The sequence below is a fragment of the Natronococcus sp. genome (assembly GCF_047921035.1).
In the GTDB taxonomy this organism is placed as follows: Archaea; Halobacteriota; Halobacteria; order Halobacteriales; family Natrialbaceae; genus Natronococcus.
Genome location: NZ_JBLRWX010000002.1, coordinates 65,658 through 88,107 on the forward strand (window position 1 = coordinate 65,658; position 22,450 = coordinate 88,107).

Here is a 22,450-nt window from a genome sequence, read left to right on the forward strand (position 1 = left end):
GCTCTCGTCGATCAGCCGCTGGAGGTCCTCGCTCCAGTGCACGTTGAAGTATCCGACGCCATCTGCGAGGTTGAGGGTGCGTACCTCCTCGATGTCGGGATCGGCCTCGAGGGCACGCTCTACGGCCTCGAGGTCGTCGCTCGTCACCCACAGGAACGGCATCACCCACTCGCGGCTGTGGGTCGCGAGTCGTTCGATCTCGACCGTCGCGTCCGGGACGGTATCGAAGGTACGTTCCAGCGCGAAGGCGTCGGCGGGAATCGTGAACTCGGCGACGACGCTCATACGCTTTCGAACGGCTCCTCGCTCACTGAAACCTCGCGCTGCAGCAGACGGGTCGTACTCGGTCGGTCGACGGCTCCGCTCGTTGCGAGGCTCGAGTCCGGCTGAACCGCTTCGGGGATGAGTGGTTCGAGACTCTACTCGCAACCCTACTGAGACAGTATCCGAAACGCCGGTGCGGTGAACGCGACCCCCCGTGAAGTGGTGGCATCCTTGGTTGCAAACCTGAAACTCCCACCGCACGGGATGCCTGCGTTGACGAGACGCAACGCGTCTCGGTCGCATACTAGAACGCTCCGCGTTCTGGGGATGCCTTTCGGCACAGGAGGATGTTAATCGCCGACCGAACTGTCGTACAGCTCTCCGAACGATCGCTCCCCCCGAATCAGTTCGTCTACACCCTCGGAGAGCGTGACCTCACCGAAGACTGTCGACCGGTAGTAGGTGTACAACCCGTCCTGACCTCGCTCGGTGCGCTGTCGCTTTTCCACGAGGTTCACGGCGAGGAGTTCGTTGAGGTGGTAATGAAGGGTGCTGTCGTCGATCCGCGTCGCTTCCTCGAGTTCCTTCGGACTCATCTCTCCGCCGTGAACGAGTCGGTAGAGGATCTCGTATCGGGTTCGATGGCCGACGGCGGCGTGCATGTCGAGATACTCTTCGAGGGAGAGGACGCTGTCCGCCGGCAGTAGCTCCTCCGGATCGTCGGGAAACTCCCCGTCGACAGCGCGTGAATTCGTAGCCATCCTACCTCGAAAGACGAGGGGAATACTCTTAGTCGTTGTCGAGCCGAGAACTCTCGAAAACGCCAGTTTTTATATATGGTTCTGCGGGAGTACACGGTATGACAGAGCGAATCACTCGGGATTTGATTACCGATCGACTGGGTGACGTCAAGTACGATCGCTTTCTGTTCTATCTGATGGGGCCGTACAAGTCGTTCAATCTCAACTACGTGCTGAGCGAGGAGGAGCGCCGAGAGATCGACGTCGACGATCTTCCCGGCCCCCTTCGGAAACTGTTCCGGAACAGATCCGACATCAACGAGGCGCAGGCACTCTTACGACGGATACAGGGCGAGCTTCGGACTGAACCGGGAGTGAACGCGTTTCTGGCTCTCGACGTTAACGTCGACACCGAGGAGGTTGATGCGGTGACCCAGAGTATCGAATACACCCGGTGTAGCAACGCCACTGCGTTCGTCGTCCCGTTTCTCGGACACAACTTTGGAGTCGGCGAGGAAGCCGGAAGCGTCCTCGCCACGCTCGCGGAAACCCGTGGTGACCGACTCGTCTTCGTTCACGAGAACGACGTGACGAGCGCCATGATTCGATCGGCGAACGCACGATGGGACCTCCGGATTGAAACGTACGAGACCGAGACGGAACTCGTCGATACCCTCCGACGGTTCGCAGGCGAGATCATGCATCGTGAACGTCGCGGCGACCTCGAGCACCGCCACTGACCATCGATCCGGTTTGTGGATCGAAAACGGCCGCCGTCATTCTCATCGCCGCTCGCGCGACTGGCCTTCCCTCACGCGGACTGTCGTTGTGTGAGGTGGCAGACTGTCGTAGGTTGGGGCAGATTTGAACCACGGTCGTTTCGCTTCGCTCCACTCCCTGGTTCAAACTGCCCAACGTGACGAATTTGCTGCTCGCGGATTGCTCGCAGCAAAATTAGTGGGTTGGGGCAGATTTGAACTGCCGACTTCCTCCGTGTGAAGGAGGTATCATAACCGGACTAGATCACCAACCCGCATCCCGTGCTACCCGTGGGCGCGACTTAAGCCTTCCTTTCACCGCCGAGTTCCACCCCGCTCGAGCGGTCAGTACTGCGGCGCCTCCTCGGGTTCGCCCTCGCGCTGGTTGACCAGCCGCGCGACGGTGAACAGCCCGTCCGAGAGCCGGTTGAGGTACTCGACGGTCCGCTCGTTGATCTGCTCGCTCGAGGCCAGCGCGACGGTGCGGCGCTCGGCGCGCCGACAGACCGCGCGGGCGTGGTGGAGCCGCGCCCCGTGGTCGCTGCCGGTCGGCAGGATAAACGAGGTCAGGGGCTCGAGTTCCTCGTCGTACTCGTCGATCCAGTCCTCGATCGTCTCGACGTGGTCGGCCCGGATCTCGGGGTCGTCCTCGTCCGGGTCGGGGTTCGCGAGGTCGGCCTGGACGACGTGGAGGTGGTTCTGGATCGTCCGCAGTCGGTCGTCGACGTCGTCGTACCCGGTGGGCCGGACGGTGCCGACCAGGGCGTTGAGTTCGTCGACGGTGCCGTAGGCCTCGATGCGCGGATCGGTCTTCGAGACGCGACTCATATCGCGCAGGTCGGTCTCGCCGTCGTCGCCGCGACCGGTGTAGATCGTCATGGCGGGACCGACGGACGGTGCTCACTTAACTTCGCCGTCCGTCACGTCGAGCAACTGCGACCGCGCTGTCGGAATCTTCAACACGCTCGATTCGGTAGTGGCGGGTATGGCCCTGGAACTCGACCACGAGTGTCCGAACTGCGGCGGCGAGCAGACGTTCTACCGCGCCGCGAGCACGACGCTCCACCTCGGCGAGAAGGTCAAGTGGCACTGTCCGAACTGCGACTACGGCTTCGTCCAGATCGACGGTATCGACTCGAGCGCGGCCTGATACGGATCGCCTCGGGCGGCGTTCTCTCGGATCGACTTCTTCGAGCGAGCGTCGAGTTCGTCCCCCGAGCGCGGACGAACCCGACCCCGAGCGGTCGAAAGCGAACGCCAGACCCATACTCTCGCGGTTCGACGATTCACCCGATGCAAGGACGCCGGCTCGCGACGACCGAGGAGATCATCGCGATCGTCAGCCCCGACAGCGACGACGTCGTCGCTCGCCTCGCGGACTGGGCCGACGACCGCGGGATCGGCCTCTCGACGGTCGACGTCGGCGAGTCGATCGACGCGGTCTACGACGAGAACCGGGCCACCCTCGGAGTCACGATCGGCGGCGACGGGACCTTCCTCGAGGGGATCAAGACCTTCGCCCCGCGGGGCGTTCCCCAGCTGGGCGTCAACACGGGAACGCTCGCCTTTCTCTCGCGGGTCGAACCCGAGGACCTCGAGGCGGCCCTCGACGAGGTGATCCACGGGCGGGCGACGATCGACAGCCGCCAGCAGGTCGCCGTCCGGGGGGCGGGCCTCGAGGCCACCGGAATCAACGACGTCATGATCGAGCACGTCCCCCCGGAGAACCCGATCGACCGCAAGGTGACCCGGCTGGACGTCTACGCCGACGACGAGTACGTCGGCGAGTTCGAGGGGACGGGGATCGCCGTCTCGACGCCGACGGGGTCGACGGGCGTCTCGCTGTCGGCCAACGGCCCGATCCACTACCCGGCGAACAACCACACCCTTCAGCTCGTGCCACTGCACACCCACCAGCTGGGGGTACGGCCGATCGTCGTCTCGCCCGAGACGGAGCTCCGAATCCGCACTCAGGGGCCCGCGAGTCTACTGGTCGACGGCGGGCGGGCCCACACGCTTCTCGAGGAGGGCGAGGAGGTGCTGGTCACGGGCGCCGAGAAACTCGCCCACGTCGTCCACACCAGCTACGACGACCACTTCTTCACCGCGATCTCGAAGAAACTGGGCTGGGACGTTCGCGACGTCGACGAACCCCCGCGGACTCCCGCGGCCGAGACCGACGGCGAGGCCGACCGGGACGACTACCTCGAGCGCGCGCGAACGATCGCCACCGAGGCCGCCGAGGCCGCCGGCGAGCCGCTCCGAGAGCTCCACGGCCAGGTCGAGTCGATCGCGGTCAAAAGCGACAAGTCCGACATCGTCACCGAGGCCGACCACCAGGCCAACCGGATCATCACGACGGTGATCGAAAACGAGTTCCCCGATCACGGGATCGTCTCCGAGGAGCGCCCGCGGGACGTCCGCGAGGACGGCTACACCTGGGTCGTCGACCCCCTCGACGGAACCGGGAACTTCGCCCACGGCAACCCCAACTACTCGATATCGATCGCGCTGCTCGAGGGGGAGTATCCCGTCGTCGGCGTCGTCTACGTTCCCGAAACCGACGAGCTGTTCAGCGCGATCGCCGGGCAGGGTGCCCGCCGGGACGGCGACCCGATCGAGACCACTGACCGGGACCGCCTCGACGAGAGCATGCTCATCTCGGGGTACGATCCCGACGGCTCCTTTCTCACGCGGTTCTACCAGGAGACCCGCGGCGTCAGACGGCTCGGGTCGACCGCGCTCAACCTCTGCTATCTCGCCAGCGGCAGCGCCGACGCCACCTGGGAGTACGACACCTACCCCTGGGACGTCGCCGCCGGGCTGGTGATCGCTCGCGAGGCCGGCGCCCGGCTCACCGACGAGCGGGGCGAGCCGTTCGTCTTCGAACTCGAGACGGAGGGGCGTTCGGCGCTGTTAGGCTCGAACGGCCCGCTGCATCCGGCCCTGCTCGAGCACCTCGAGGGCGGCTCCGGGGATATCGATCGGTAGCCCTCAGCCGATGACGGCCACGCCGGCGATCGCCACAGCGACGTAGCCCCCGTGATAGAGCAGGGTCGCCGTCGACATGTGGAGGGCATACCGGCACGTCGAGTAGGAACTTAGCGCCGCGGGGACGGCGATGACGCCCCGGCTCACCGGAACGACGTTCGTCACGAAGATCGCGACCCCGCCGTACCGTTCGAACCAGCCGTCGAGCCGGCGGTACTGCGCCGACTCCCGCTCGAGTTCGACGTACGGGAGGTCCTCGAGAACGGACCAGCCGTAGCGACTGATACCGAGATACAGCGCCAACTGTCCGAAAACGTGGGCGATCGTGACGACGACGACGACGAGCGCGGCCTCGCGGCCCGTGAGGCCGCCCCCGACGACGTAGCCGGGGAGGAAGACGCTCGTCGGGAAGACCTTGCCGACGAGCGCTCCCTTCAGCACGAACACCCCGAACAGGACCGGCAGGCCGAAGGTTCGGATCGAGACCTGGAGGGCGTCGACGAGCGCCGCCGTCGATCCGATCATCGCTCGACTTCGGCCGGCCCCGTTCGGACGATTTGTTCCACCACCAACATTCCCGTTAACTATCCGTTCCCGCCCGCCGCATTATTTATTTTGTGGTGATCCTAACAACGACCTGATCGGCCGTCTCGAGCGGGGACGGGACGATCCGGTGGCAGTCGCCGACCGCGGTCGGTTCCCCCGCGAGCATCGCTTGCCGGTTCCTGTACGGTCCTAACGGGCGGGGGCGTACACCCGCGTACATGCAAACGATCGCCGATCGCCGGGTGCAGTTCGGCGAGTTCGCCGGCCCCCTCGCGCACGGAGCGTCGTTTTTCGACTGGCAGCTGATCTCGACCCAGGAGGTCGCCGCCGCGTTCGACTACTCCTTCGCGGAGATCCTCGCCGAGGGCGGGATCCCCTACGCCCCGGTAGTCGTCGCCACCTCGGTCGAGCGCTACCCGCGTCTCGGCGAGACGATCTCGGTCGAGACGGTCCCCCGGAGCGTCGGCGACTCGAGCCTGGAACTCGTTTACGAGATCAACGACGGCGACGGGGAGCGACTGGCGACGGCCCGAATGACCCACGTGACGATCGGTCCCGACGGCGCCGCGCTGGCGCTGCCCGAGGACGTACGGACGGCGTTTGCCGACGCCCGGATCGACCGGAACCCGTCAGTCGGTCCCGCCGCGGAGACGGACACCGACGGGGACGAGTCGCTAGCGTCGTTCTCCTCGTCGTTCGAGATCCGCAGTCCCCACGTCGAGGGCGCCGAGTTAGCGTACTTCGAGGAGTACCCGCGCTTCGCCGACGTCGCCCTCGAGCGCCACCTCGAGACCTACGAGACGAGCCTCGATGACCTGCGGGGTGAGAAAGAGCCCTACCGGATTCGGGACTGGCGCTGGGAGTTCAAGGCACCCGTTCGGTTCGAGACGACGCTGCGGGTCGACTGCGACGTCCTCGAGGTCTCCGACGAGACGATTCGGATCGCCCACGAACTCTCGAGCGACGGACGGACGAACATCGAGGGGATCACCGAGTACGGCTGTTTCGACCGATCCGGGACGCCCGTCGCGTTCGACGCGGCGATGCTCGAGCCGTTCAGGGCGTAACGGTCGGGCAGTCCGTCAGGACGCGTCGTTCTCGAGGGCGTGCCAGGACAGCCGCGGGCTCCGCGCCGCGTCGGTCTGGTCGATCCGACGGGCGGCCGTCCGATCGGGGGCTGCCTCGAGTGTCTCGTCGTCCTCCTCGGCAACAGCGTTAAAGGCGGCGGCGAGTCGGTCTAAGGTGTCCTTGCTCTCGACCTCCGTCGGCTCGGTCATCAGCGCCTCGGGGACGATCTCGGGCCACTTGGTCGTCGGCGGGTGGACGCCGTGGTCGAGCATCCGCTTTGCGACGTCGGCGGCGTCCTGGTCGCCCGCGCTGGCGACGAACTCGTGGTGGAACGGTTCGTAGGGAACGTCGTACTCGATCCGACTGGCGAGGTAGTTGGCGTTGAGCACGGCCGTCGCGCTGGCGTCTAACAGCCCCTCGTCGCCCAGCCGGGCGATGTAGGCGAAGGCCTTGACGAGCACCAGCCAGTTGCCCTGGTAGCCGTGGACCTTGCCGATGGTGTGGTCGGGATCGAACAGCTCGTAGGTCGGCTCGGAGCCGCTCGAGCCGTCGGCCTCGCGGACGCGGGGGGCCGGCAGGAACGGCGCCAGCTCGTCGACGACGCCGACCGGGCCGGCGCCGGGGCCGCCGCCGCCGTGGGGCGTTGCGAACGTCTTGTGGACGTTGTAGTGCATCACGTCGAAGCCCATGTCCCCCGGCCGGGCGCGACCCAGCAGGGCGTTGAGGTTGGCACCGTCGTAGTACAGCAGGCCGCCGACGTCGTGGACCATCTCGGCGATCTCGGTGATGTCGCGCTCGAACAGGCCGAGCGTGTTCGGGTTCGTCAGCATCAGCGCCGCCGTGTTCTCCGAGAGCGCGGCCTCGAGCGCCTCGAGGTCGACCCGGCCGCCGTCGTCGCTGGGCAGCGAGACGACGTCGTAACCCCCGAGCGCGGCGGTCGCGAAGTTGGTCCCGTGGGCGCTCTCGGGGATGATAACCTCGTCGCGGTCCTCCTCGTCGTTGTGCTCGTGGTAGGCCGCCGCGACCCGGATGCCGACGAACTCGCCGGCTGCACCCGCGGGCGGCTGGAGCGTGACGGCGTCCATCCCGCCGATCCGGCCGAGGTAGTCCTGCAGTCGGTACATGAGCTCGAGCGTTCCCTGCGTCGAGCGCTCCGAGCGGTCGGGGTGGACCGCGGCCTTCGGCAGCGCCGCGACGTCCTCGGTGAACTTGGGATTGTACTTCATCGTACACGAGCCCAGCGGGTAGGGGCCGCTGTCGATCCCGTAGATCATCTGGGAGAGGCGCGTGTAGTGGCGGGCCAGCTCGGGTTCGGAGAGTTCGGGCAGCTCGAGGGAGTCTCGAGTCAGGTCGTCGGGCAGCGGGGAGCCCCCGTCTTCGCCGTCGTCGTCACCGCCGACTTCGACGCGCGTCAGATCCTTTTCCGAGAGCAGCGGCTCGTACTGGCCGTCTTCGACGTAGCGAGCCTGGTCGTACCGGACCCGCTCGTCTGCCGTCGGCTCGGGTTTCTCGTCGCTCATCGGGCCACCTCCTCGAGGGCGGCGACGAACGGATCGATCCGCTCGTCGGGGACGCCGGCGACACAGACCTGGATCTCGTGCTCGCCGACGACGTGGACGGCGAAGCCGCGCTTCTCGAGATCCTCGGCGACCGCCTTCGCCGGCTGGTCGACGCGGGCGACGAACTCCCGGAGGTGGTGTCGGTCGTGGACCGGCGCCGTGACGCCGACGATTCCGTCGAGCCGATCGGCGAGGTCCCGTGCACGGGTCACGCCGCGCTCGGCGAGGTCGACCATCCCGTCGGGGCCGAGATACGCGGCGTGCATCGCGGTCCGGAGCGCGACCCACGCCTGGTTGGTACAGATGTTACTCGTCGCGCGCTCCCGGCGAATGTGCTGTTCGCGGGTCTGCAGGGTGAGGGTGTACGCTCGTCGATCGGTCGCATCCTCGCCGGCACCGACGAGCCGGCCGGGCACCTGTCGAAGGTAGTCCTCGCGGCAGGCGAACAGGCCCAGTCCCATCCCGTAGCTCGTCGGCAGTCCCAGTACGCTGGCGTCGCCGACGACCACGTCCACGCCGACGTCGGCGGGCCGCTCGAGCACGGAGAGCGCGATCGGATCCGAGCCGAGGACGAACAGCGCGTCGCTCTCGCGTGCGAGGTCGCCGATCTCGGCGAGTCGCTCCTCGATCGTTCCCCGTACCGTCGGGTTCTCGGCGTAGACCATCACGACGTCGTCGTCGACGGCGTCAGCGAGGGCGTCGAGATCGGCGTTCGCGTCGTTCGTCGGGTACGTCGCTACCTCGAGGTCGGTGCCGGCGACGTAGTTCTCGAGGGTGCTCCGGCGTCCCTCGAGCAGGAGGTCGGGGACGAGCACCCGGTGGCCGCTCGTGGAGCGAACCCGCTCGGCGAGGGTCGCGGCCTCACCCAGCGCCGTCGCGGCGTCGTACATCGAGCAGTTGGCGACCTCGAGTCCGGTCAGCTCGACCAGCAACGACTGGTACTCGAACAGCGCCTGCAGGAAGCCCTGGGAGATCTCGGGCTGGTACTGCGTGTAGGAGGTGAGAAACTCCGAGCGATCCGCCAGGTGGTCGATCAGCGAGGGGACGTAGTAGCCGTAGTGGCCCCGCCCGAGCAGTTCGGTCAGCTCGTCGTTTCGTCCCAGCGTCGATCGTACCAGTCGGCGGGTCTCCCGTTCGGTTCGCGCGTCGATCCCGAACGCGTCGTCGAAGCGAACGTCCTCGGGGATGTCGAACAGTTCCTCGACGTCGTCGACGCCGACCGACTCGAGCATCGCGGTCCGTTCGTCGTCCGTGGAGGGAGCGTAGGGGCTCCCCGTGGCGTGTGATCCGTTCATGTGTAGGGGTCCCGGTCGTCTCGGGTCCACCCGTCGTGACCGTCGCGGGTTTCGTTCCGAGACACGATATGTGGTAGTTACGGACACGGGGTAATGAACGCACCTCTTCGCGGGGCGAGGTTATTCGGGGGAATCCGTCCCGGAGTCGGTCGGATCCGAGCGGTCGACGTCGGAGTCGGGTCCAGATTCGGATTCGGAGGAGGGCTCCGCACTCGAGTCCTCGCCCGGGTCGCTCCCGTCGTCCGGAATCGGCGAGTCGTCGGTGATCCCGGTATCCGGAGCCGTATCGGCCGCGGGATCGGCGGCGGGAAGCGGCCCGACCGGCGGATTCCCCTCGCTGATCGCCCACTCCCGGGCGAACAGATCGAGGGTGATCTTCGCGCCGCCGAGGACGACGGGACCGATGAAGAGGCCGACCGCGCCGAAGACGACGAGGCCGCCGAAGATGCCGACGACGACGATCGCGGAGTTGAAGGCGCTCGTGCGCCCGATGAGGGCGGGTCGGAGGTACGTGTCGGAGGCGCTGACGAGCAGGCCGTAGCCGACGAGGATCGCCGCGGGGACCGTCTCGCCGATCACCGCCAGGTAGATCGAGAGCGGCATCCAGACGGCGAAGACCCCGATCAGGGGGAGCAACGCGGCGACGAACGCGGCGACCGTGAGCAAAACGACGGCCGGAACGTCGAGCAGCATGAGTCCGACGCCGAGCAGCACGGCCTGGATCATCGCGACGACGACGTTGCCGACGACCGAGGCCCACATGAGCTGATCGAGTTCGGTGAGCAGTTCGCGCTGCACGTGGTCCTGGACCGGGAGGACGTACTGCACCCAGCTGACGAGCCGGTCGCCGTCGCGGAGGAGCGCGAAGAGGACGAACACCGTCACCGTCAGTCCGATGGCGATCGACGGAACCCCGCCGACGAACTCGAGCGCGCCGGTCGCGAGCTCCTGTAACCCGGTCGCGATCGGCTCCTGGTAGGTAGCGTACGTTTCCTGGAGGTCGACGGCGTATCCGAACTCCGCCTCGATCTGCCGTTCGATGTCCTGGACGTTGAGCGTCCCGTCCTGGACGTCCATGGCGATATCGAGCGCCTGCCCGAGCGCGATCGCGAGCACGTACAACGTCGGCAGGAGGATCGTCAGGATCGCGACGACGACCAGCACGAGCGCCGCGGTCATCGACCGGACGTACTTCTCGAGCTGGCGCTGGGCCGGCATGAGGATATACGCGAGGATCACGCCGAGGAGGACGTACTGGAGGTACGGCAGGACGATAAGCGCCGCGAGCAGGACGCTGAAGAGGGTGAGGACGACCAATCCGACTCGATCGGAGAACCACTCCGACAGCTCCGGGCGCGTCGACATAGCTTCCGATTGGCGGTCCAGAACTAATTACTTCGCGTTGAGGTGTCCCGGCCGGCCGCTTCGGCAGGGCTCCGAGCGAACTCGCTCTCAGTCCTCGAGCAGCGACCGCGAGGAGTTCGTGACGACCAGCAGGCTGCTGGCTCCCATCGCGACGGCGGCGAACAGCGGGTTGAGCAGCCCCGTCACGGCCAGCGGGATCGCGATCCCGTTGTAACAGAACGCCCAGCCGATGTTGCCCTTGACCCGGCGGTCGGTCGCCCGCGCGAGTTCGAAGACGGTGTCGACCGACCCCAGATCGTCGTCGACGAGCGCGACGTCGGCCGCGTCCGCGGCCATCGCGGTCCCGCCGCCCAGCGCGATTCCGAGGTCGGCGGCCGCCAGCGCCGGCGCGTCGTTGGTTCCGTCGCCGATCATGACCGTCCGGCCCGTTCGCTTGAGCCGCTCGACCGTCTCGGCTTTCCCCTCGGGTGGGACACCTGCGAACACCCGGTCGACCGACGGCTCCTCGCGGAACCGCCGGGCCGCGCGGGCGTCGTCGCCGGTGAGGACGACGACCTCGGTGTCCGTCGCCGCGATGGCCGACAGCGTCTCCGCCCACCCCTCGCGGAGGTCGTCGCCGACGACGATCACGCCCTCGGCGACCCCGTCGCGGCCGACGGCGACCGGGACGCGTCCCGTCTCGCGGCCCTCTTCGATACGGCGGGCGACGTTGTCGGGAACCGTCCACCCCCGATCGCGAAGGAGGTCGGGGTGGCCGACGACGATCTCGTCGCCGTCGACGACGCCCGAGACGCCGTTGCGGTGGCTCTCGAAGGAGTCGATCCCGTCGTCGGGCGTCCCCTCGGTCCCGAGCGCGTCCTCGTCTCCGCTCCCTGGTCGATCCGAGCCGGCGGCCGACTCGAGCGCGCCGCCGTCCGCGACGGGTCGCTCGGCGGCGATCGCCCGCCCGATCGGGTGGGCCGAGCGTCCCTCGAGTCTGGCCGCCTTCTCGAGCAGTTCGTCCTCGAGGTCAGTCTCGACGACGGTCATCTCCCCGGTCGTCAGCGTTCCCGTCTTGTCGAAGACGACGGTGTCGGCGTCGCGGATGCGCTCGAAGACGGTGTCGTCGAAGACGACGATCGACCGCTCTAAGGCGTCGCGGATCCCCGCCGCGACCGCCAGCGGCGTCGCCAGCCCGAGCGCGCACGGACAGGAGACGATCAACACGGTGAGCCCGACCAGCAGGGCGTCGGCGACGCCCGCACCGGTCAGGAGATAGATCGTCGTGACGACGACCGAGAGGACGAGCACGAGCGGGACGAAGATCGTCGCCAGCTTGTCCGCGAGCTTCTGGATCCCGTGGCTCGAACTCTGGAGGTCCCAGACCAGTTCGGTGACCCGGTCGAGGCTGCTGGTAGCGTCCTCGCCGACACGAACTGTGACGGCGCCGTCGGTGACCAGCGACCCCCCGACGACCTGATCGCCGGCGGTCTTGCCGACGGGCAGGGACTCGCCGGTGACGACGGCCTCGTCGACCGCAACCTCGCCGTCGACGACCTCGCCGTCGACGGGGATCCGCTCGCCGGCCCGCACGAGGAGCCGATCGTCGGGCTCGAGGTCGCCGACGGCGACCTCCTCGTGGCTCCCGTCGGCGCGGACGCGGCGGGCCTCGTCGATCTGGACGGCGGTGAGATCGGAGAGTCGCTCGGTGGCCTTGTCCTTGATCGTCGACTCGTAGTAGTTGCCGACCGAGACGATGACGATGATCGCGACGGTGACGTCGTAGTAGATGTGGTCGCCGCCGACGGCGATCGACAGCGTGCTGTAGAGGTAGGCGCTGACGGCCGCGATCGTCACCAGCAGGTCCATGTTCGGCGACCGGGTCTTCGCGGCGACGTAGGCGCCCTGCAGGATCGGCTTCCCGGTCACGCCCAGCACGATCGTCGTCAGCGCGCCGATCATCAGGTAAAACGGCGTCGCGAGGTCGCTCGCCAGCGCCTGGCTGAGGAACTCGTACGTTCGCTGGTCGTAGAACAGCCCGCCGAAGTAGGTGGGGTAGATGATCAGCAGGTACTGCAGCATCACCATCATCCCCATGAGGACGCCGACGATGATCCGGCCCATCATCCAGTTGTCGGCCTTCCGTCGCATGAACGCGTCCTCGCGGTCGTAGGCGCTGTAGCCCAGCCCGCTGATCGCCTCCTGGAGCTCCGCCTGCGAGACGGCGTCGGGATCGTGGTCGATCCGCACCGTGTCCGTGACGTAGCTCGAGTCGGCATTGCTGACCCCCTCGGTTCGCAGCGCCGCGGACTCGATGAAGGCCTCGCAGGTCGCACAGTGCATCCCATCGACCTCGAGGTACGTCGACTCGTGGTCGTCGGGTACCTCCCGGACCCCGTCGTCGGCCCGCTGGCGGCGGACGTCCTCGGGAGCGACGTCCTCGACGTCGCCCAGGGCGTCGTAGACGTCCCGACAGCCGACACAGCAGAAGCGATTCCCCTCGGCGTCGGAGACGTCGCTGCCCTCGACGGGGAGTTCACACAGCGTGCAGCCGGTGTCGGGTGGGTGGTTAGCGGTCATCGGTGGTCAGTGGCTATCGTGGGCGCCCGCGCCCGGCGCGTCGATCCCGTCGTAGAACGGGAGTTCGGGATGGGGCAGGTGGATCCCGATACTCATCAGCCCGTGGGCGAACAGGACGTAGCCCAGCACGACGAAGGCGACCCCGAGCAGTCGGTGAACCCGCTGGCGGTGGACGACGTCGACCGACTCGACGACGGTCCCGTAGAGAAACACCGCGGGAACGGTCCCGAGCCCGAGCGCTGCGAGCGCGAGGGCGCCTCCGGCCGGCGATCCGGTCGCGAACGCGTACAGGAAGGCCGGGTAGAGGATCGGACAGGGGAGCAGCCCGTGGAGGGCACCCAGTCCGACGATGCCGGGGCCGTTCGCGAGGCGGTCGACGCGGCCCATCAGCCAGCCGGTCAGTCGCTCGAGGCCGGGCAGGTGGATCCCGCCCGTGGTCCGCCCGAGCAGGTAGTAGATTCCGGTGGCGATGACGAACCCCCCGACGAGGAGACCGACGCCGCCCCGAATCGGTTCGACCAGGGGCGTCAGCGACTCGGTCGTGACGAACAGGAGGCCGCCGAGCGCGCCGAAGAGGGCGCCGAGGAGGGTGTAGCTCGCGGTTCGACCGAGGTTGAACAGCGCGTGCTGGCGAACCTCGTAGGTCGACAGGTGCGAGCCGCGCTTTTCGGAGCCGCCGCCGTCCATCCGACCCGCGTAGACGGTCACCAGCGGGCCGCACATTCCGATACAGTGGGCACCGGCCAGCAGACCGATAAGCAGGAACAGCGCGACGTCGATACCGAGGAGGGTGAACGGATCCATGTGTGGTCGGAGTCGAGGGCAGTCGGAAGGCGATACTCGTTGCTCGAGCTATCGGCCCGAGAAGGTAATCGGTTTCGCCTCGAGCCACGCTCGACCGCGGCCTCGAGGACACGAGGGCCGAACGACCGTACGCGTTCGGGTCCGAATTGGCACCACGCCACGGCCGAAATAAACAAACAGCTATCACGTCCGGCCCGACGAGAACGTATGCTTCGAACCATCCTCAAGCGCGTGCTGGTCGGGTCCGACGATCACGACGAGACGGGCTCGGATCGGGGCGACGGGACCGACTCGGGGTTCGCGGGCTCGCGGCTCGACGCGTCCGTGGTACACGCTCACGGTGGGGACATTACGCTCGAGGACGACGCCGACGCCGACGACCTCGAGTCGCGGGCGCGGGCGGCCGAGCGGGAGCGGTGGCGGGAGTGAGTCGGCCTCGACGAGCCGTCAGTCGAGCGCGTCCTGCCGAACGAGCGTGTCCCCGTCGAGGTAGCGCTCGAGGACGTGGGCGTCGTCCTCGAGGGCCACGAGGCGCTCGCGAAGCAGTTCGCCGGTGGCCGTATCGCCCAGTCGCTCGACCTGTTCGACGTGGTCGCGAAACAGCGCCGCGAGCGTCGCGTACCCCTCGAGATCGCGTTCGAGCGACGATCGCACGTCGTAGTGGTGGGGCGCCTCGATGTGGAGCGGGGCGTGCTTGCGGATCCCCATCGGACCGCAGACCGGCACCCCGCCGAGCGCGTGGACGCGAACCGCGAGGGCGTCGGTCGTCTCGGCGAGCCGATCGGCGGCGTCCTCGAGAAAGCCGCCGAGATCCTCGAGTTCGGCCCCCTCGAGCAGCCAGTAGTGTTTCCGGACCTGGTTGAACAGGATGTACAGTCCCGAGAGTTCGGCGTTCAGCGCGTCGACTATCCGTTCTGCCGCTTCCCGGTCGATTCCGAGCTCGTTCTCGCCGATCGTGTTCCACTCCTGGCGGACGTGCTCCGCGCCGAGGCTTCGAAGGTGCGGTTCGCTCGCCATGGCTACTTCGTCGCCTCCGTCAGCACGAGCGTATCGCTCTCGAGGAACTGCTCGAGCGCGTGGGCGTCGTCCTCGAGGGCCGTCAGGTGGTCGTCCAGCCGCTCGGCCGTCCCGAAGTCGCCCACCTCCCGGACGAGTTCGACGTGCTCGCGCACGCTCGCGACCAGCGTCGCGTACCCCTCGAGATCGCCTTCGAGCGAGGCCCGCAGGTCGTACAGGTCCTCGGCCTCGAGGTGGACCGCGGCGCGCTCCTGGATCGTCGGCGGCGTGTTCGGCGGGATTCCGCCGAGTTCGACGATTCTAATCGCGAGGTCGTCGTTGATGGTCCGAACTCGTTTGTACGCGCCCTCGAGGAACGCCGCGACCTCGCGAAACTCCGCCCCCTCGGCGGTCCAGTAGTGCTTTCGTAGGAGGTAGAAGAGGTTGAACGAGCCGGCGCAGTCGATGCTGAGGGCGTCGACGATCGTCTCGGCCGCCTTGCGGTCGATCCGGAGGTCGTTCGTCCCGACGGTGCCCCACTCCTGGCGGCGCTCGCCGGTTTCCGGTTCGCGAACCAGCCCGATCTCTCGTCTCGTCATATCTGCTGTCTTTCGCCGGATGACTTATATTACCTCGCCGGCACCTCGCAAGACCCGTTCGCACGGTCCGCGGGCTCGGTTTCGCACTGTTCGCACAATGAGCGGGGCCGGGAGTCCCGCTCGACTCGCAAAAATCTACGCTAAAAAACCGTTACTCGACGTATCGGTACTTGCGCTCGCCCATGCGTCCCCAGCCGTCGAAGACGAACTCTTCCTCGGGCGTGGTGAACTCCTCGACGTCGACGTCCATCTCGTGGTTGTGGGCGTCGTGGACCTCCTCGTAGTCCTCCCAGCTCATGTCGTAGCGGGCCGCGAGCTGTTCGTCGGCGTTCAGTGCCTCGATCTCCTCGTCCCAGCACTCACAGACGGTCTCGGCGTGGATCTCGGCCTGGGCGCCGCTGCCGTAGGAGCCGACCAGCAGCGTCTCGCCGGTCAGATCGCGGCCGTTCTCGAGGGCGTGTTTCATCGCGCTGATGCGGGCGATGTGGACGGAGCCGGTGTACCAGTTGCCGACCTCTCGGGAGATCGTCAGCGTCGGATCGATCGTCTCGGCGTACCACTGCTGGTAGCGGTCGGTCTCCTTCAGGGCGTCCGTGTACTCCCGGAGGGCCTCGTGGTAGTCGTCCTCGGTGTCGAACGCCTCCTCGCGGGGCTGGCGGCCGATCTCCGCCGCGAGTTCCTCCTCGATGGCCGTATCCCGCGTAATGTACCGGTAGCCGAGCAGCCCGGCCTTGCGAACCATTCCCGGGAACGGTGTGTGGAACGGGATGAACGCGATGTCGTCGGGGTGGACGTCGCCGGCGACGGTCTCGAAGTCCTGCAAGGCCTCGCGCATGCGTGCGAGGTAGACCTGCACCGATCGCTTGCCGTCGACCGAGGGGAACTGCTGGTTGGGCTTGAGGAAGTCGGTCTCGTCAGCCGAGCCGTACCCCTGCTCGGGCGAGAGTTCGACGAGGTCCGGGTCCTCGGCGATGTACATCGCGACGGCGCCGGCGCCCTGGGTCGCCTCACCCGCGTCGCCGCGGGCGTAGAGCGCGGTGTCGGTCGCGATCACGATCGCGCCCCGACCCCGATTTCGACCCGCGCGGATCCAGTTGTAGGCGTCGTCTAAGCTCTGCGTGCCGGCAATACAGGCGAACTTCCGCTCGCCCTTGTTGGCGTGGTGGAAGTCCCCCTCGTAGACCTGCTCGAGACAGCCCGCGACGTACGTCGAGACGGGCTTCGAGTTGTCGAAGGCGCTCTCGGTCGCGACGTCGATCCGGCCGACATCGTCGGGCTCGAGTCCCTTCCGTTCCATCAGTCGGTGGGCGGCGTTGGCCCCCATGGTGACGATATCCTCGTAGCTGTCGGGGAACGAGCTGGCGTTGAGCCCCAGCCCCTTCGTGTACTTCTCCGGATCCTCGCCCTTTTGGGGGGCGAAGGTACCGGGGAGGTCGAGCTTGAGGTTCCCGGTCCAGATCTCGACGGCGTCGATACCGACTGTGGTCATAGTACGGGAATACTGTCCGATCTATATGATATTGTCGTTCGTCCTTTCGACGATCGACGAACTCCGTATCGGCGGTCCGAATCCTGGCCGGTGTGGCGGTCGACGGACTCGAGCGTGCGACCGGAGTCCGTCTCGGAGAATTGCTCGTCGTCCGTCGAACGCGGAAAATCAGTCCTCGTCTTCCTCGACGACCTCGGGGTCGCTCATCGCGCTCTGGAGGCTGTCTAACCCGTTGATCCACTCGGTAACGAGCCCGTACTCGAGCTCCTCGGCGACGCTCATGTCGAGTTCCTCGTCGTCGATGACGAGCGTGCCGGCCTGGGCGGCGTACCCCAGCGCCGCGTCGAGGTCCTCCTCGGCCTCGGCGTTTGCGGCCGCGCCGAGGTAGTCGGCGACGGTCCCCTCCTCGGCCGGCCCGTTGGCGACGTACTCCTCGGCCGCGAAGAAGACACAGACCAGACTCGTCTGAACGCCGTCGACGAGGATCAGCTTCTCCTCGTCCTCGATGTCGACTTCGCTGAGGACGACCTCGCGGACGTCCTCGATCTCGGCCAGCGCCTCTTCCTGCTCGAGTTCGCCGTCGTCGTAGTCGGCGACGATCTTCGCGATCGCGATCGCGGTGTCGTCCTGCAGATTCAAGAGTAGTCGCGCCGAGTCCTCGTCCTCCGGATCGATCTCCTCGTCTTTGATGCGATCGATCCAGTTCTGCCAGCGTTCCGCCGAGTAGTACTCGGTGGGGGGATTGCTCATACAGACACCTACACCGGCCGCTTGAAATGCCTTTCTCTACCTGTATTCCGCGACGACTATCCGAGAGCGGGCGTTTCAGGCCCGCTCGAGCGTCGATTCGGTGTCGATACCGTACACCCGCATCGGGGTCTCGACGTGGGCGTTTCGGACCGCCCCCTCGTATCCGTTCTCGAGCAGCCACGCCACCCGTCGGGGCACCGTCTTCGGTCCGAGGACGGCGCCCGGGCGGTCCGGGTCGTCGATGTAGTCGGTCTCCATCAGGAACGGCTCGCCGCGCTCGGCCGCGCGCTCGAGTTCGTCTTTCTCGCCGATGACGCTGGGTATCGGCCCCTCGAGACGGCCGCCCGCGTAGTGTTTAACCACTTTGTGTGCGGGCAGGCCGACGTCTTCGGCCCACTCCGTAACTTCGGTCAGATCCTCGCCGCCCTCGGCGTGGAGTTGGACGGCGCAGTCCAGGTCCGCTCCGCGCTCGAACGCGTGGCGCATGACGGCGTTCGAGGCCGCCCAGACGTCGTCGTCGACTGCGTAGTGGGGCCGACCGGATTTCAACGCCAGCGCGTCGCCGCTCTCGACGTACTCCGCGGCGACGTCGATCCCGCCCTGCATGATCTCGCGAGCCCCCTCGGGGTCGTAGCCGCGCTCGTCGACGAGCCGCGAGATCAGTCCCGGATGGACGCCGAGGACGGGCCAGGCCCGTCCCGGCAGTTCGGCCGACGCCTCGGCGACGATCTCGAGCGTGCGTTCGAAGACGGGTCTGAAGTCCTCGCCGTCGTCGGCCTCGACCCCGAGATGCCAGGAGGGTTTGTTTACCACGAGCATGTGGGTGCCGTCGACGCGAGCGAAGTCGTGAACGGCGTCGATGCCGCGATGGTTGTCCGGGTCGAGGTGCAGGTGGTTGTCGAGAACCGGCGTCTCGTCGTCGATCATACCGGCCCTGGGGCGTCCGCGGCCGAAAAGTCACCGACTCGCTCGTGCCCCGATCGCGTCACTCGCCGAGCGTCACCGCGTCGTCGGCCGCGTTCCGCAGCGCGTCCGACCGGCCGTAACTGCCCGGCGCGATGGCGATCGTCTCGACCCCGATTCGGCCCGCGTGCTCGAGAACGGGCTTGAAGTCCGTGTCTCGAGAGGCGATTGCCAGTCGGTCGATCGCACCCTCGCCGATCAGAGCCGTCGCGTCGACGGCGAGTTTGACGTCGACGTCGCCGCTGGTGACGATCACCTCGAACCCGCGGGCCTCCGCGGCCTGGATGAGGCCGGGCGTCGCGTGCTCGTCGAGGTAGAGTCGGAGGACTCCCACCCGACCGAGTTCCTCAGCGGCGGTTCGCAGGTCGTCCAGATCGACGTCGAACTCCTCGCGGAAGACGTTCGGCCCGTCGACGAAGAGGCCGACCGTCGGTTCGTCAGTTCCGGCCCCGAACCGGGCTCGCAGGCGGTCGAACATGCTGTTGAATTCCTCCCCGCGAAAAAAGGTGTGACGAAACGCTGCGGTAGACAGTCGGGCGGCGTTCCTCGAAGGACCGGTGCGTTCCTCCTCGAGAGGAGAAACTCTACTGGCAATATTTGATCGAGATTGCCGCCTATCTTGTGAACCACGTTCCGTGACGAGCGGTTCTCGTGAGTCCGACGAGCGAGCCACTGCCGACGGACGCTGGCAAGTATTGCTAACGTAAAACAAATTTTCCGTTAGTTTGTTTTTGATAGATGAGGAACTCGAGAATCAAACGTTATTCACAGACCAGTGTTAGAAGCATTCTTTCATGCATCTTCACTCATGTTGAACTCTTATGTATAAATTGTACTCTGTTTCATAAGAATTTAATATGCTCTTGTGCTCCGACTGCACGTATCATGGCAAATGATGGCACTCACACCATCGATCGACGAAGAGTACTGCAAGCAGCGGGCACACTGGGTGCGGTCTTCGGTCTGAGCGGAGTCGCGACGGCGAGGCCCGGCCGGGAGCCGGGACCGAAAAAGGAGGAGATCCTCGTCGGCGTCGACGACTCCGTCTCGGACGCGGAGGGGACGGTCAAACCGAAGATCCCGAACGAGGCCGCGATCGTCCACGCTAACGAGACGCTCGGCTACGTCGCGGTGGAGTTCCCCGAAGACGCAAACGAGCGGGCGAAGGAGAACTTCAAGGAGAACGTGCTGGGCGATCGCGATATCGCGTACGCCGAGGAGAACGCGACCGTCGAGGCGTTTGCCACGCCGAACGATCCCCGGTACGGCCAGCAGTACGCGCCCCAGCAGGTCAACTGCGAGGGCGCCTGGGAGACGACGTTCGGCGATTCGGACGTGACGATCTCGATCGTCGACCAGGGGATCCAGTACGACCACCCCAACCTCGAGGAGAACGTGGACGGCAGCGTTTCGAACTACGGCGAGAACTTCGCCGGTAGCGGCAGCGACCCCTACCCGGTCAGCGAGGGGGAGGATCACGGCACCCACGTCGGCGGGATCGCCGCCGGCGGCACCGACAACGGGACCGGCCACGCCGGTATCTCGGACTGTTCGATGCTGTCAGCCCGCGCGCTGGACGACAGCGGCGGGGGTTCGCTGTCGGACATCGCCGACGCCGTCCAGTGGTCGGCCGACCAGGGTGCGGAGATCATCAACATGTCCCTCGGTGGCGGCGGCTACTCGAGCACGATGGCGAACGCCTGCGAGTACGCCCAAGAACAGGGGTCGCTGCTGGTCGCCGCTGCCGGCAACGACTTCGGCGGAAGCGTCTCCTATCCGGCGGCCTACGACAGCGTCGTGGCCGTCTCCTCGCTCGACGAAACCGAGTCCCTGTCGAACTTCTCGAACGTCGGCCCCGAGATCGAACTCGCCGCGCCCGGGTCGAACGTGCTCTCGACGGTCAACTGGGACGACTACGAGGAGTACTCGGGGACGTCGATGGCCTCGCCGGTCGTCGCGGGCGTCGCGGGGCTTGCGCTGTCGGCTCATCCGGGGCTCTCGAACGAGGGACTCCGCGACCACCTGCGGGCGACCGCCGTCGACGTGGGCCTCTCGGCGGACGAGCAGGGTGACGGCCGCGTCGACGCCGATCTCGCCGTCAACACCGATCCCGACGAGGAGCCGGACGACGGCGATGACGACGATGACGACGACGGCGGGGACGACCCCGGCGACGGCGAGGAGACGACCTCGGTCACGGACACCCTGACGAGTTCCTGGGACAGCGACTGCTGGACCTACGGCTGGCAGTTCGACGATACCCGCCGGGTCGTCGTCAACCTCGAGGGACCGAGCGACGCCACGTTCGACCTCTACGCGAACGAGCGCAGTAGCTGTCCGACGACGAGCGACTACGACCACATCTCCTACACCTGGGGCAGCGACGAGGAGATCGTTATCGAGGATCCCGACACGGCGGCGGACCTGCACGCGCTCGTCGACGCCTACAGCGGCAGCGGCGAGTACACGCTGACGATCACCGAGTACGAGGGCTGACCTGCGCTCGGTCGCGGTCCGTTTTTCGACCGTCGGCGACCGCGCTCCGCGTGCGAGACGACCACGACCGACGAAAAGACATTACTACCCCCGGAGTGTGAAGCCGACTATGCCGCTTCAGACGCCGCCGTTACGTGGGATCCACGACGAGCGTGGAGCGAAGTTTACGGAGTTCGGTGGCTGGGATATGCCCGTGGAGTTCGACTCGATCCAGACGGAACACCGGGCCGTCCGGGAGGACGTCGGGATCTTCGACGTCTCTCACATGGGTCAGATCCACGTCACCGGCCCGGACGCCACGACGCTGATGCAGCGGCTCACCACTAACGACGTAAGCCGCCTCGAGGTCGGCGATGCCCAGTACGCCGCGATCACCGACGAGGAGGGCCTGATCATCGACGACACGGTCGTCTACCGGCTGCCAGACGAGGACGGCCAGCCGACCTACCTCTTCGTACCCAACGCCGGCACCGACGAGGCGACCCACGAGCGCTGGATCGGCTACCGCAACGAGTTCGACCTCGAGGCGACCGTCGACAACCAGACCGACGAGTACGCGATGTTCGCCCTGCAGGGACCGAACGCTGCCGATCTGCTCGAGGACGTCGCCGACGGCTCGCCGACCGACCTGGGTCGGTTCGAGGCGACGTACGCCACGGTCGCCGGCGTCGAGTGCTGGACCGCCCGAACCGGCTACACCGGCGAGGACGGGTTCGAACTCGTCGTCCCGTGGACCGAGGCCGAGACGGTCTGGTCCCGGCTCGAGTGTCAGCCCTGCGGGCTCGGCGCCCGCGACACGCTCCGGATCGAGGCCGGCCTCCTGCTGGCGGGCCAGGAGTTCGACCTCGAGTCGAACCCCCGGACCCCCTACGAGGCAGGGATCGGCTTCGCGGTCGACCTCGACACCGAGTTCGTCGGCCGGGACGCCCTGGCCGAAGCGAACGAGGCCGGCGTCGAGGAGCAGCTGGTCGGCTTCCGGCTGATCGATCGGGGGGTCCCGCGTCACGGCTACGACATCACGAACGCCGAGAGCCGGGTCGTCGGCGAGGTCACGAGCGGCACGATGAGTCCGACCCTCGAGCAACCGATCGGGCTCGGCTACGTCCCGGTCGAGTACGCGGATCCGGGAACGACGCTGCAGGTCGTCGTTCGCGGCCGATCCAAGAAGGCAAGAGTTGAAACCACGCCGTTCATCGACACAGCATAAC

22 protein-coding genes and 1 tRNA gene are annotated in these 22,450 nt (G+C 66.8%); 7 read left to right on the forward strand and 16 right to left on the reverse strand.

What is annotated here, in order from left to right:
- Positions 1-285: bacterio-opsin activator domain-containing protein (locus ACNA7R_RS00950; RefSeq protein WP_416281652.1), on the reverse strand; the 285-nt coding region annotated here is incomplete at its 3' end.
- A gap of 329 nt (positions 286-614) precedes the next feature.
- Positions 615-1,025: a helix-turn-helix domain-containing protein gene (locus ACNA7R_RS00955; RefSeq protein WP_416281653.1), complete on the reverse strand. Its 411-nt coding sequence runs from the start codon at positions 1,023-1,025 to the stop codon at positions 615-617.
- Between the two features lie 98 nt (positions 1,026-1,123).
- On the opposite strand from ACNA7R_RS00955, the gene ACNA7R_RS00960 reads away from it, so the two are divergent.
- Positions 1,124-1,744, forward strand: a complete 621-nt coding sequence (locus ACNA7R_RS00960) for a hypothetical protein (RefSeq protein WP_416281654.1) — start codon at positions 1,124-1,126, stop codon at positions 1,742-1,744.
- A gap of 218 nt (positions 1,745-1,962) precedes the next feature.
- Here ACNA7R_RS00960 and ACNA7R_RS00965 read toward each other — a convergent pair.
- A tRNA-Val gene (locus tag ACNA7R_RS00965) sits at positions 1,963-2,037 on the reverse strand.
- 70 nt (positions 2,038-2,107) lie between these two features.
- On the reverse strand, positions 2,108-2,641 hold the full coding sequence (locus ACNA7R_RS00970) for a cob(I)yrinic acid a,c-diamide adenosyltransferase (RefSeq protein ID WP_416281655.1): 534 nt from the start codon (positions 2,639-2,641) through the stop codon (positions 2,108-2,110).
- A gap of 106 nt (positions 2,642-2,747) precedes the next feature.
- Here ACNA7R_RS00970 and ACNA7R_RS00975 point away from each other — a divergent pair, with 106 nt between their 5' ends.
- Together ACNA7R_RS00975 and ACNA7R_RS00980 are read left to right on the forward strand one after the other, a co-directional pair.
- Complete coding sequence (locus ACNA7R_RS00975; protein ID WP_416281656.1) at positions 2,748-2,912, forward strand: hypothetical protein; 165 nt, start codon at positions 2,748-2,750, stop codon at positions 2,910-2,912.
- A gap of 143 nt (positions 2,913-3,055) precedes the next feature.
- On the forward strand, positions 3,056-4,753 hold the full coding sequence (locus ACNA7R_RS00980) for an inositol monophosphatase family protein (protein ID WP_416281657.1): 1,698 nt from the start codon (positions 3,056-3,058) through the stop codon (positions 4,751-4,753).
- A 3-nt stretch (positions 4,754-4,756) separates the two neighbouring features.
- Here the strand turns inward: ACNA7R_RS00980 and ACNA7R_RS00985 are convergent, their stop codons facing one another.
- On the reverse strand, positions 4,757-5,278 hold the full coding sequence (locus ACNA7R_RS00985) for a DedA family protein (RefSeq protein WP_416281658.1): 522 nt from the start codon (positions 5,276-5,278) through the stop codon (positions 4,757-4,759).
- A 239-nt stretch (positions 5,279-5,517) separates the two neighbouring features.
- On the opposite strand from ACNA7R_RS00985, the gene ACNA7R_RS00990 reads away from it, so the two are divergent.
- Positions 5,518-6,366: an acyl-CoA thioesterase gene (locus ACNA7R_RS00990; protein WP_416281659.1), complete on the forward strand. Its 849-nt coding sequence runs from the start codon at positions 5,518-5,520 to the stop codon at positions 6,364-6,366.
- A gap of 15 nt (positions 6,367-6,381) precedes the next feature.
- Here ACNA7R_RS00990 and gcvPB read toward each other — a convergent pair whose 3' ends face one another.
- The 5 genes from gcvPB to ACNA7R_RS01015 form a co-directional block, all read right to left on the reverse strand.
- The gene (gcvPB, locus tag ACNA7R_RS00995) at positions 6,382-7,887 is read right to left on the reverse strand and encodes an aminomethyl-transferring glycine dehydrogenase subunit GcvPB (RefSeq protein ID WP_416281660.1); all 1,506 of its coding nucleotides are present in this window, start codon (positions 7,885-7,887) and stop codon (positions 6,382-6,384) included.
- The gene (gcvPA, locus tag ACNA7R_RS01000; protein ID WP_416281662.1) at positions 7,884-9,221 is read right to left on the reverse strand and encodes an aminomethyl-transferring glycine dehydrogenase subunit GcvPA; all 1,338 of its coding nucleotides are present in this window, start codon (positions 9,219-9,221) and stop codon (positions 7,884-7,886) included. The genes gcvPB and gcvPA overlap by 4 nt, the downstream gene beginning before the upstream one ends.
- A 120-nt stretch (positions 9,222-9,341) precedes the next feature.
- On the reverse strand, positions 9,342-10,586 hold the full coding sequence (locus ACNA7R_RS01005) for an AI-2E family transporter (protein ID WP_416281663.1): 1,245 nt from the start codon (positions 10,584-10,586) through the stop codon (positions 9,342-9,344).
- Positions 10,587-10,673: 87 nt separating this feature from the next.
- Complete coding sequence (locus tag ACNA7R_RS01010) at positions 10,674-13,145, reverse strand: heavy metal translocating P-type ATPase (protein ID WP_416281664.1); 2,472 nt, start codon at positions 13,143-13,145, stop codon at positions 10,674-10,676.
- Between the two features lie 6 nt (positions 13,146-13,151).
- On the reverse strand, positions 13,152-13,949 hold the full coding sequence (locus ACNA7R_RS01015; RefSeq protein WP_416281665.1) for a sulfite exporter TauE/SafE family protein: 798 nt from the start codon (positions 13,947-13,949) through the stop codon (positions 13,152-13,154).
- A 207-nt stretch (positions 13,950-14,156) separates the two neighbouring features.
- On the opposite strand from ACNA7R_RS01015, the gene ACNA7R_RS01020 reads away from it, so the two are divergent.
- Positions 14,157-14,378 (forward strand): hypothetical protein, encoded by a 222-nt coding sequence (locus tag ACNA7R_RS01020; protein WP_416281666.1) that lies wholly within the window; start codon positions 14,157-14,159, stop codon positions 14,376-14,378.
- A gap of 18 nt (positions 14,379-14,396) precedes the next feature.
- Here ACNA7R_RS01020 and dpsA (ACNA7R_RS01025) read toward each other — a convergent pair whose 3' ends face one another.
- From dpsA (ACNA7R_RS01025) to ACNA7R_RS01050, 6 genes are all read right to left on the reverse strand, one after another.
- Positions 14,397-14,966, reverse strand: a complete 570-nt coding sequence (gene dpsA / locus ACNA7R_RS01025) for a DNA starvation/stationary phase protection protein DpsA (protein WP_416281668.1) — start codon at positions 14,964-14,966, stop codon at positions 14,397-14,399.
- Positions 14,967-14,968: 2 nt separating this feature from the next.
- Positions 14,969-15,544, reverse strand: coding sequence for a DNA starvation/stationary phase protection protein DpsA (gene dpsA, locus ACNA7R_RS01030; protein WP_416281669.1), 576 nt, complete (start codon positions 15,542-15,544; stop codon positions 14,969-14,971).
- 151 nt (positions 15,545-15,695) lie between these two features.
- Positions 15,696-17,033, reverse strand: coding sequence for a hydroxymethylglutaryl-CoA synthase (gene hmgB / locus ACNA7R_RS01035; protein WP_416281670.1), 1,338 nt, complete (start codon positions 17,031-17,033; stop codon positions 15,696-15,698).
- 168 nt (positions 17,034-17,201) lie between these two features.
- Positions 17,202-17,783 (reverse strand): DUF2150 family protein, encoded by a 582-nt coding sequence (locus ACNA7R_RS01040; RefSeq protein WP_416281671.1) that lies wholly within the window; start codon positions 17,781-17,783, stop codon positions 17,202-17,204.
- Positions 17,784-17,858: 75 nt separating this feature from the next.
- Entirely contained in the window at positions 17,859-18,710 is an 852-nt protein-coding gene (locus tag ACNA7R_RS01045) for a TatD family hydrolase (RefSeq protein WP_416281672.1), read from the reverse strand.
- A 58-nt stretch (positions 18,711-18,768) separates the two neighbouring features.
- Positions 18,769-19,224, reverse strand: coding sequence for an NYN domain-containing protein (locus ACNA7R_RS01050; RefSeq protein WP_416281673.1), 456 nt, complete (start codon positions 19,222-19,224; stop codon positions 18,769-18,771).
- Between the two features lie 407 nt (positions 19,225-19,631).
- Here ACNA7R_RS01050 and ACNA7R_RS01055 point away from each other — a divergent pair, with 407 nt between their 5' ends.
- Together ACNA7R_RS01055 and gcvT are read left to right on the forward strand one after the other, a co-directional pair.
- Entirely contained in the window at positions 19,632-21,242 is a 1,611-nt protein-coding gene (locus tag ACNA7R_RS01055; RefSeq protein ID WP_416281674.1) for a S8 family serine peptidase, read from the forward strand.
- 109 nt (positions 21,243-21,351) lie between these two features.
- Positions 21,352-22,449, forward strand: a complete 1,098-nt coding sequence (gcvT, locus tag ACNA7R_RS01060; RefSeq protein ID WP_416281675.1) for a glycine cleavage system aminomethyltransferase GcvT — start codon at positions 21,352-21,354, stop codon at positions 22,447-22,449.
- Position 22,450: the final 1 nt, after the last annotated feature.

What these genes read in the sequence shown, in the direction of transcription:
- ACNA7R_RS00975 (WP_416281656.1), top strand. Translation starts at nt 2,748, where the DNA reads ATGGCCCTGGAACTCGACCACGAGTGTCCGAACTGCGGCGGCGAGCAG.
- ACNA7R_RS00980 (WP_416281657.1), top strand. Translation starts at nt 3,056, where the DNA reads ATGCAAGGACGCCGGCTCGCGACGACCGAGGAGATCATCGCGATCGTC.
- ACNA7R_RS00990 (WP_416281659.1), top strand. Translation starts at nt 5,518, where the DNA reads ATGCAAACGATCGCCGATCGCCGGGTGCAGTTCGGCGAGTTCGCCGGC.
- dpsA (WP_416281668.1), bottom strand. Translation starts at nt 14,966, where the DNA reads ATGGCGAGCGAACCGCACCTTCGAAGCCTCGGCGCGGAGCACGTCCGC.
- ACNA7R_RS00960 (WP_416281654.1), top strand. Translation starts at nt 1,124, where the DNA reads ATGACAGAGCGAATCACTCGGGATTTGATTACCGATCGACTGGGTGAC.
- gcvT (WP_416281675.1), top strand. Translation starts at nt 21,352, where the DNA reads ATGCCGCTTCAGACGCCGCCGTTACGTGGGATCCACGACGAGCGTGGA.
- ACNA7R_RS01010 (WP_416281664.1), bottom strand. Translation starts at nt 13,145, where the DNA reads ATGACCGCTAACCACCCACCCGACACCGGCTGCACGCTGTGTGAACTC.
- ACNA7R_RS00970 (WP_416281655.1), bottom strand. Translation starts at nt 2,641, where the DNA reads ATGACGATCTACACCGGTCGCGGCGACGACGGCGAGACCGACCTGCGC.
- ACNA7R_RS01015 (WP_416281665.1), bottom strand. Translation starts at nt 13,949, where the DNA reads ATGGATCCGTTCACCCTCCTCGGTATCGACGTCGCGCTGTTCCTGCTT.
- ACNA7R_RS01045 (WP_416281672.1), bottom strand. Translation starts at nt 18,710, where the DNA reads ATGATCGACGACGAGACGCCGGTTCTCGACAACCACCTGCACCTCGAC.
- ACNA7R_RS01055 (WP_416281674.1), top strand. Translation starts at nt 19,632, where the DNA reads ATGGCAAATGATGGCACTCACACCATCGATCGACGAAGAGTACTGCAA.
- gcvPA (WP_416281662.1), bottom strand. Translation starts at nt 9,221, where the DNA reads ATGAACGGATCACACGCCACGGGGAGCCCCTACGCTCCCTCCACGGAC.
- gcvPB (WP_416281660.1), bottom strand. Translation starts at nt 7,887, where the DNA reads ATGAGCGACGAGAAACCCGAGCCGACGGCAGACGAGCGGGTCCGGTAC.
- ACNA7R_RS01040 (WP_416281671.1), bottom strand. Translation starts at nt 17,783, where the DNA reads ATGAGCAATCCCCCCACCGAGTACTACTCGGCGGAACGCTGGCAGAAC.
- hmgB (WP_416281670.1), bottom strand. Translation starts at nt 17,033, where the DNA reads ATGACCACAGTCGGTATCGACGCCGTCGAGATCTGGACCGGGAACCTC.
- ACNA7R_RS00955 (WP_416281653.1), bottom strand. Translation starts at nt 1,025, where the DNA reads ATGGCTACGAATTCACGCGCTGTCGACGGGGAGTTTCCCGACGATCCG.
- ACNA7R_RS01050 (WP_416281673.1), bottom strand. Translation starts at nt 19,224, where the DNA reads ATGTTCGACCGCCTGCGAGCCCGGTTCGGGGCCGGAACTGACGAACCG.
- ACNA7R_RS00985 (WP_416281658.1), bottom strand. Translation starts at nt 5,278, where the DNA reads ATGATCGGATCGACGGCGGCGCTCGTCGACGCCCTCCAGGTCTCGATC.
- ACNA7R_RS01005 (WP_416281663.1), bottom strand. Translation starts at nt 10,586, where the DNA reads ATGTCGACGCGCCCGGAGCTGTCGGAGTGGTTCTCCGATCGAGTCGGA.
- dpsA (WP_416281669.1), bottom strand. Translation starts at nt 15,544, where the DNA reads ATGACGAGACGAGAGATCGGGCTGGTTCGCGAACCGGAAACCGGCGAG.
- ACNA7R_RS01020 (WP_416281666.1), top strand. Translation starts at nt 14,157, where the DNA reads ATGCTTCGAACCATCCTCAAGCGCGTGCTGGTCGGGTCCGACGATCAC.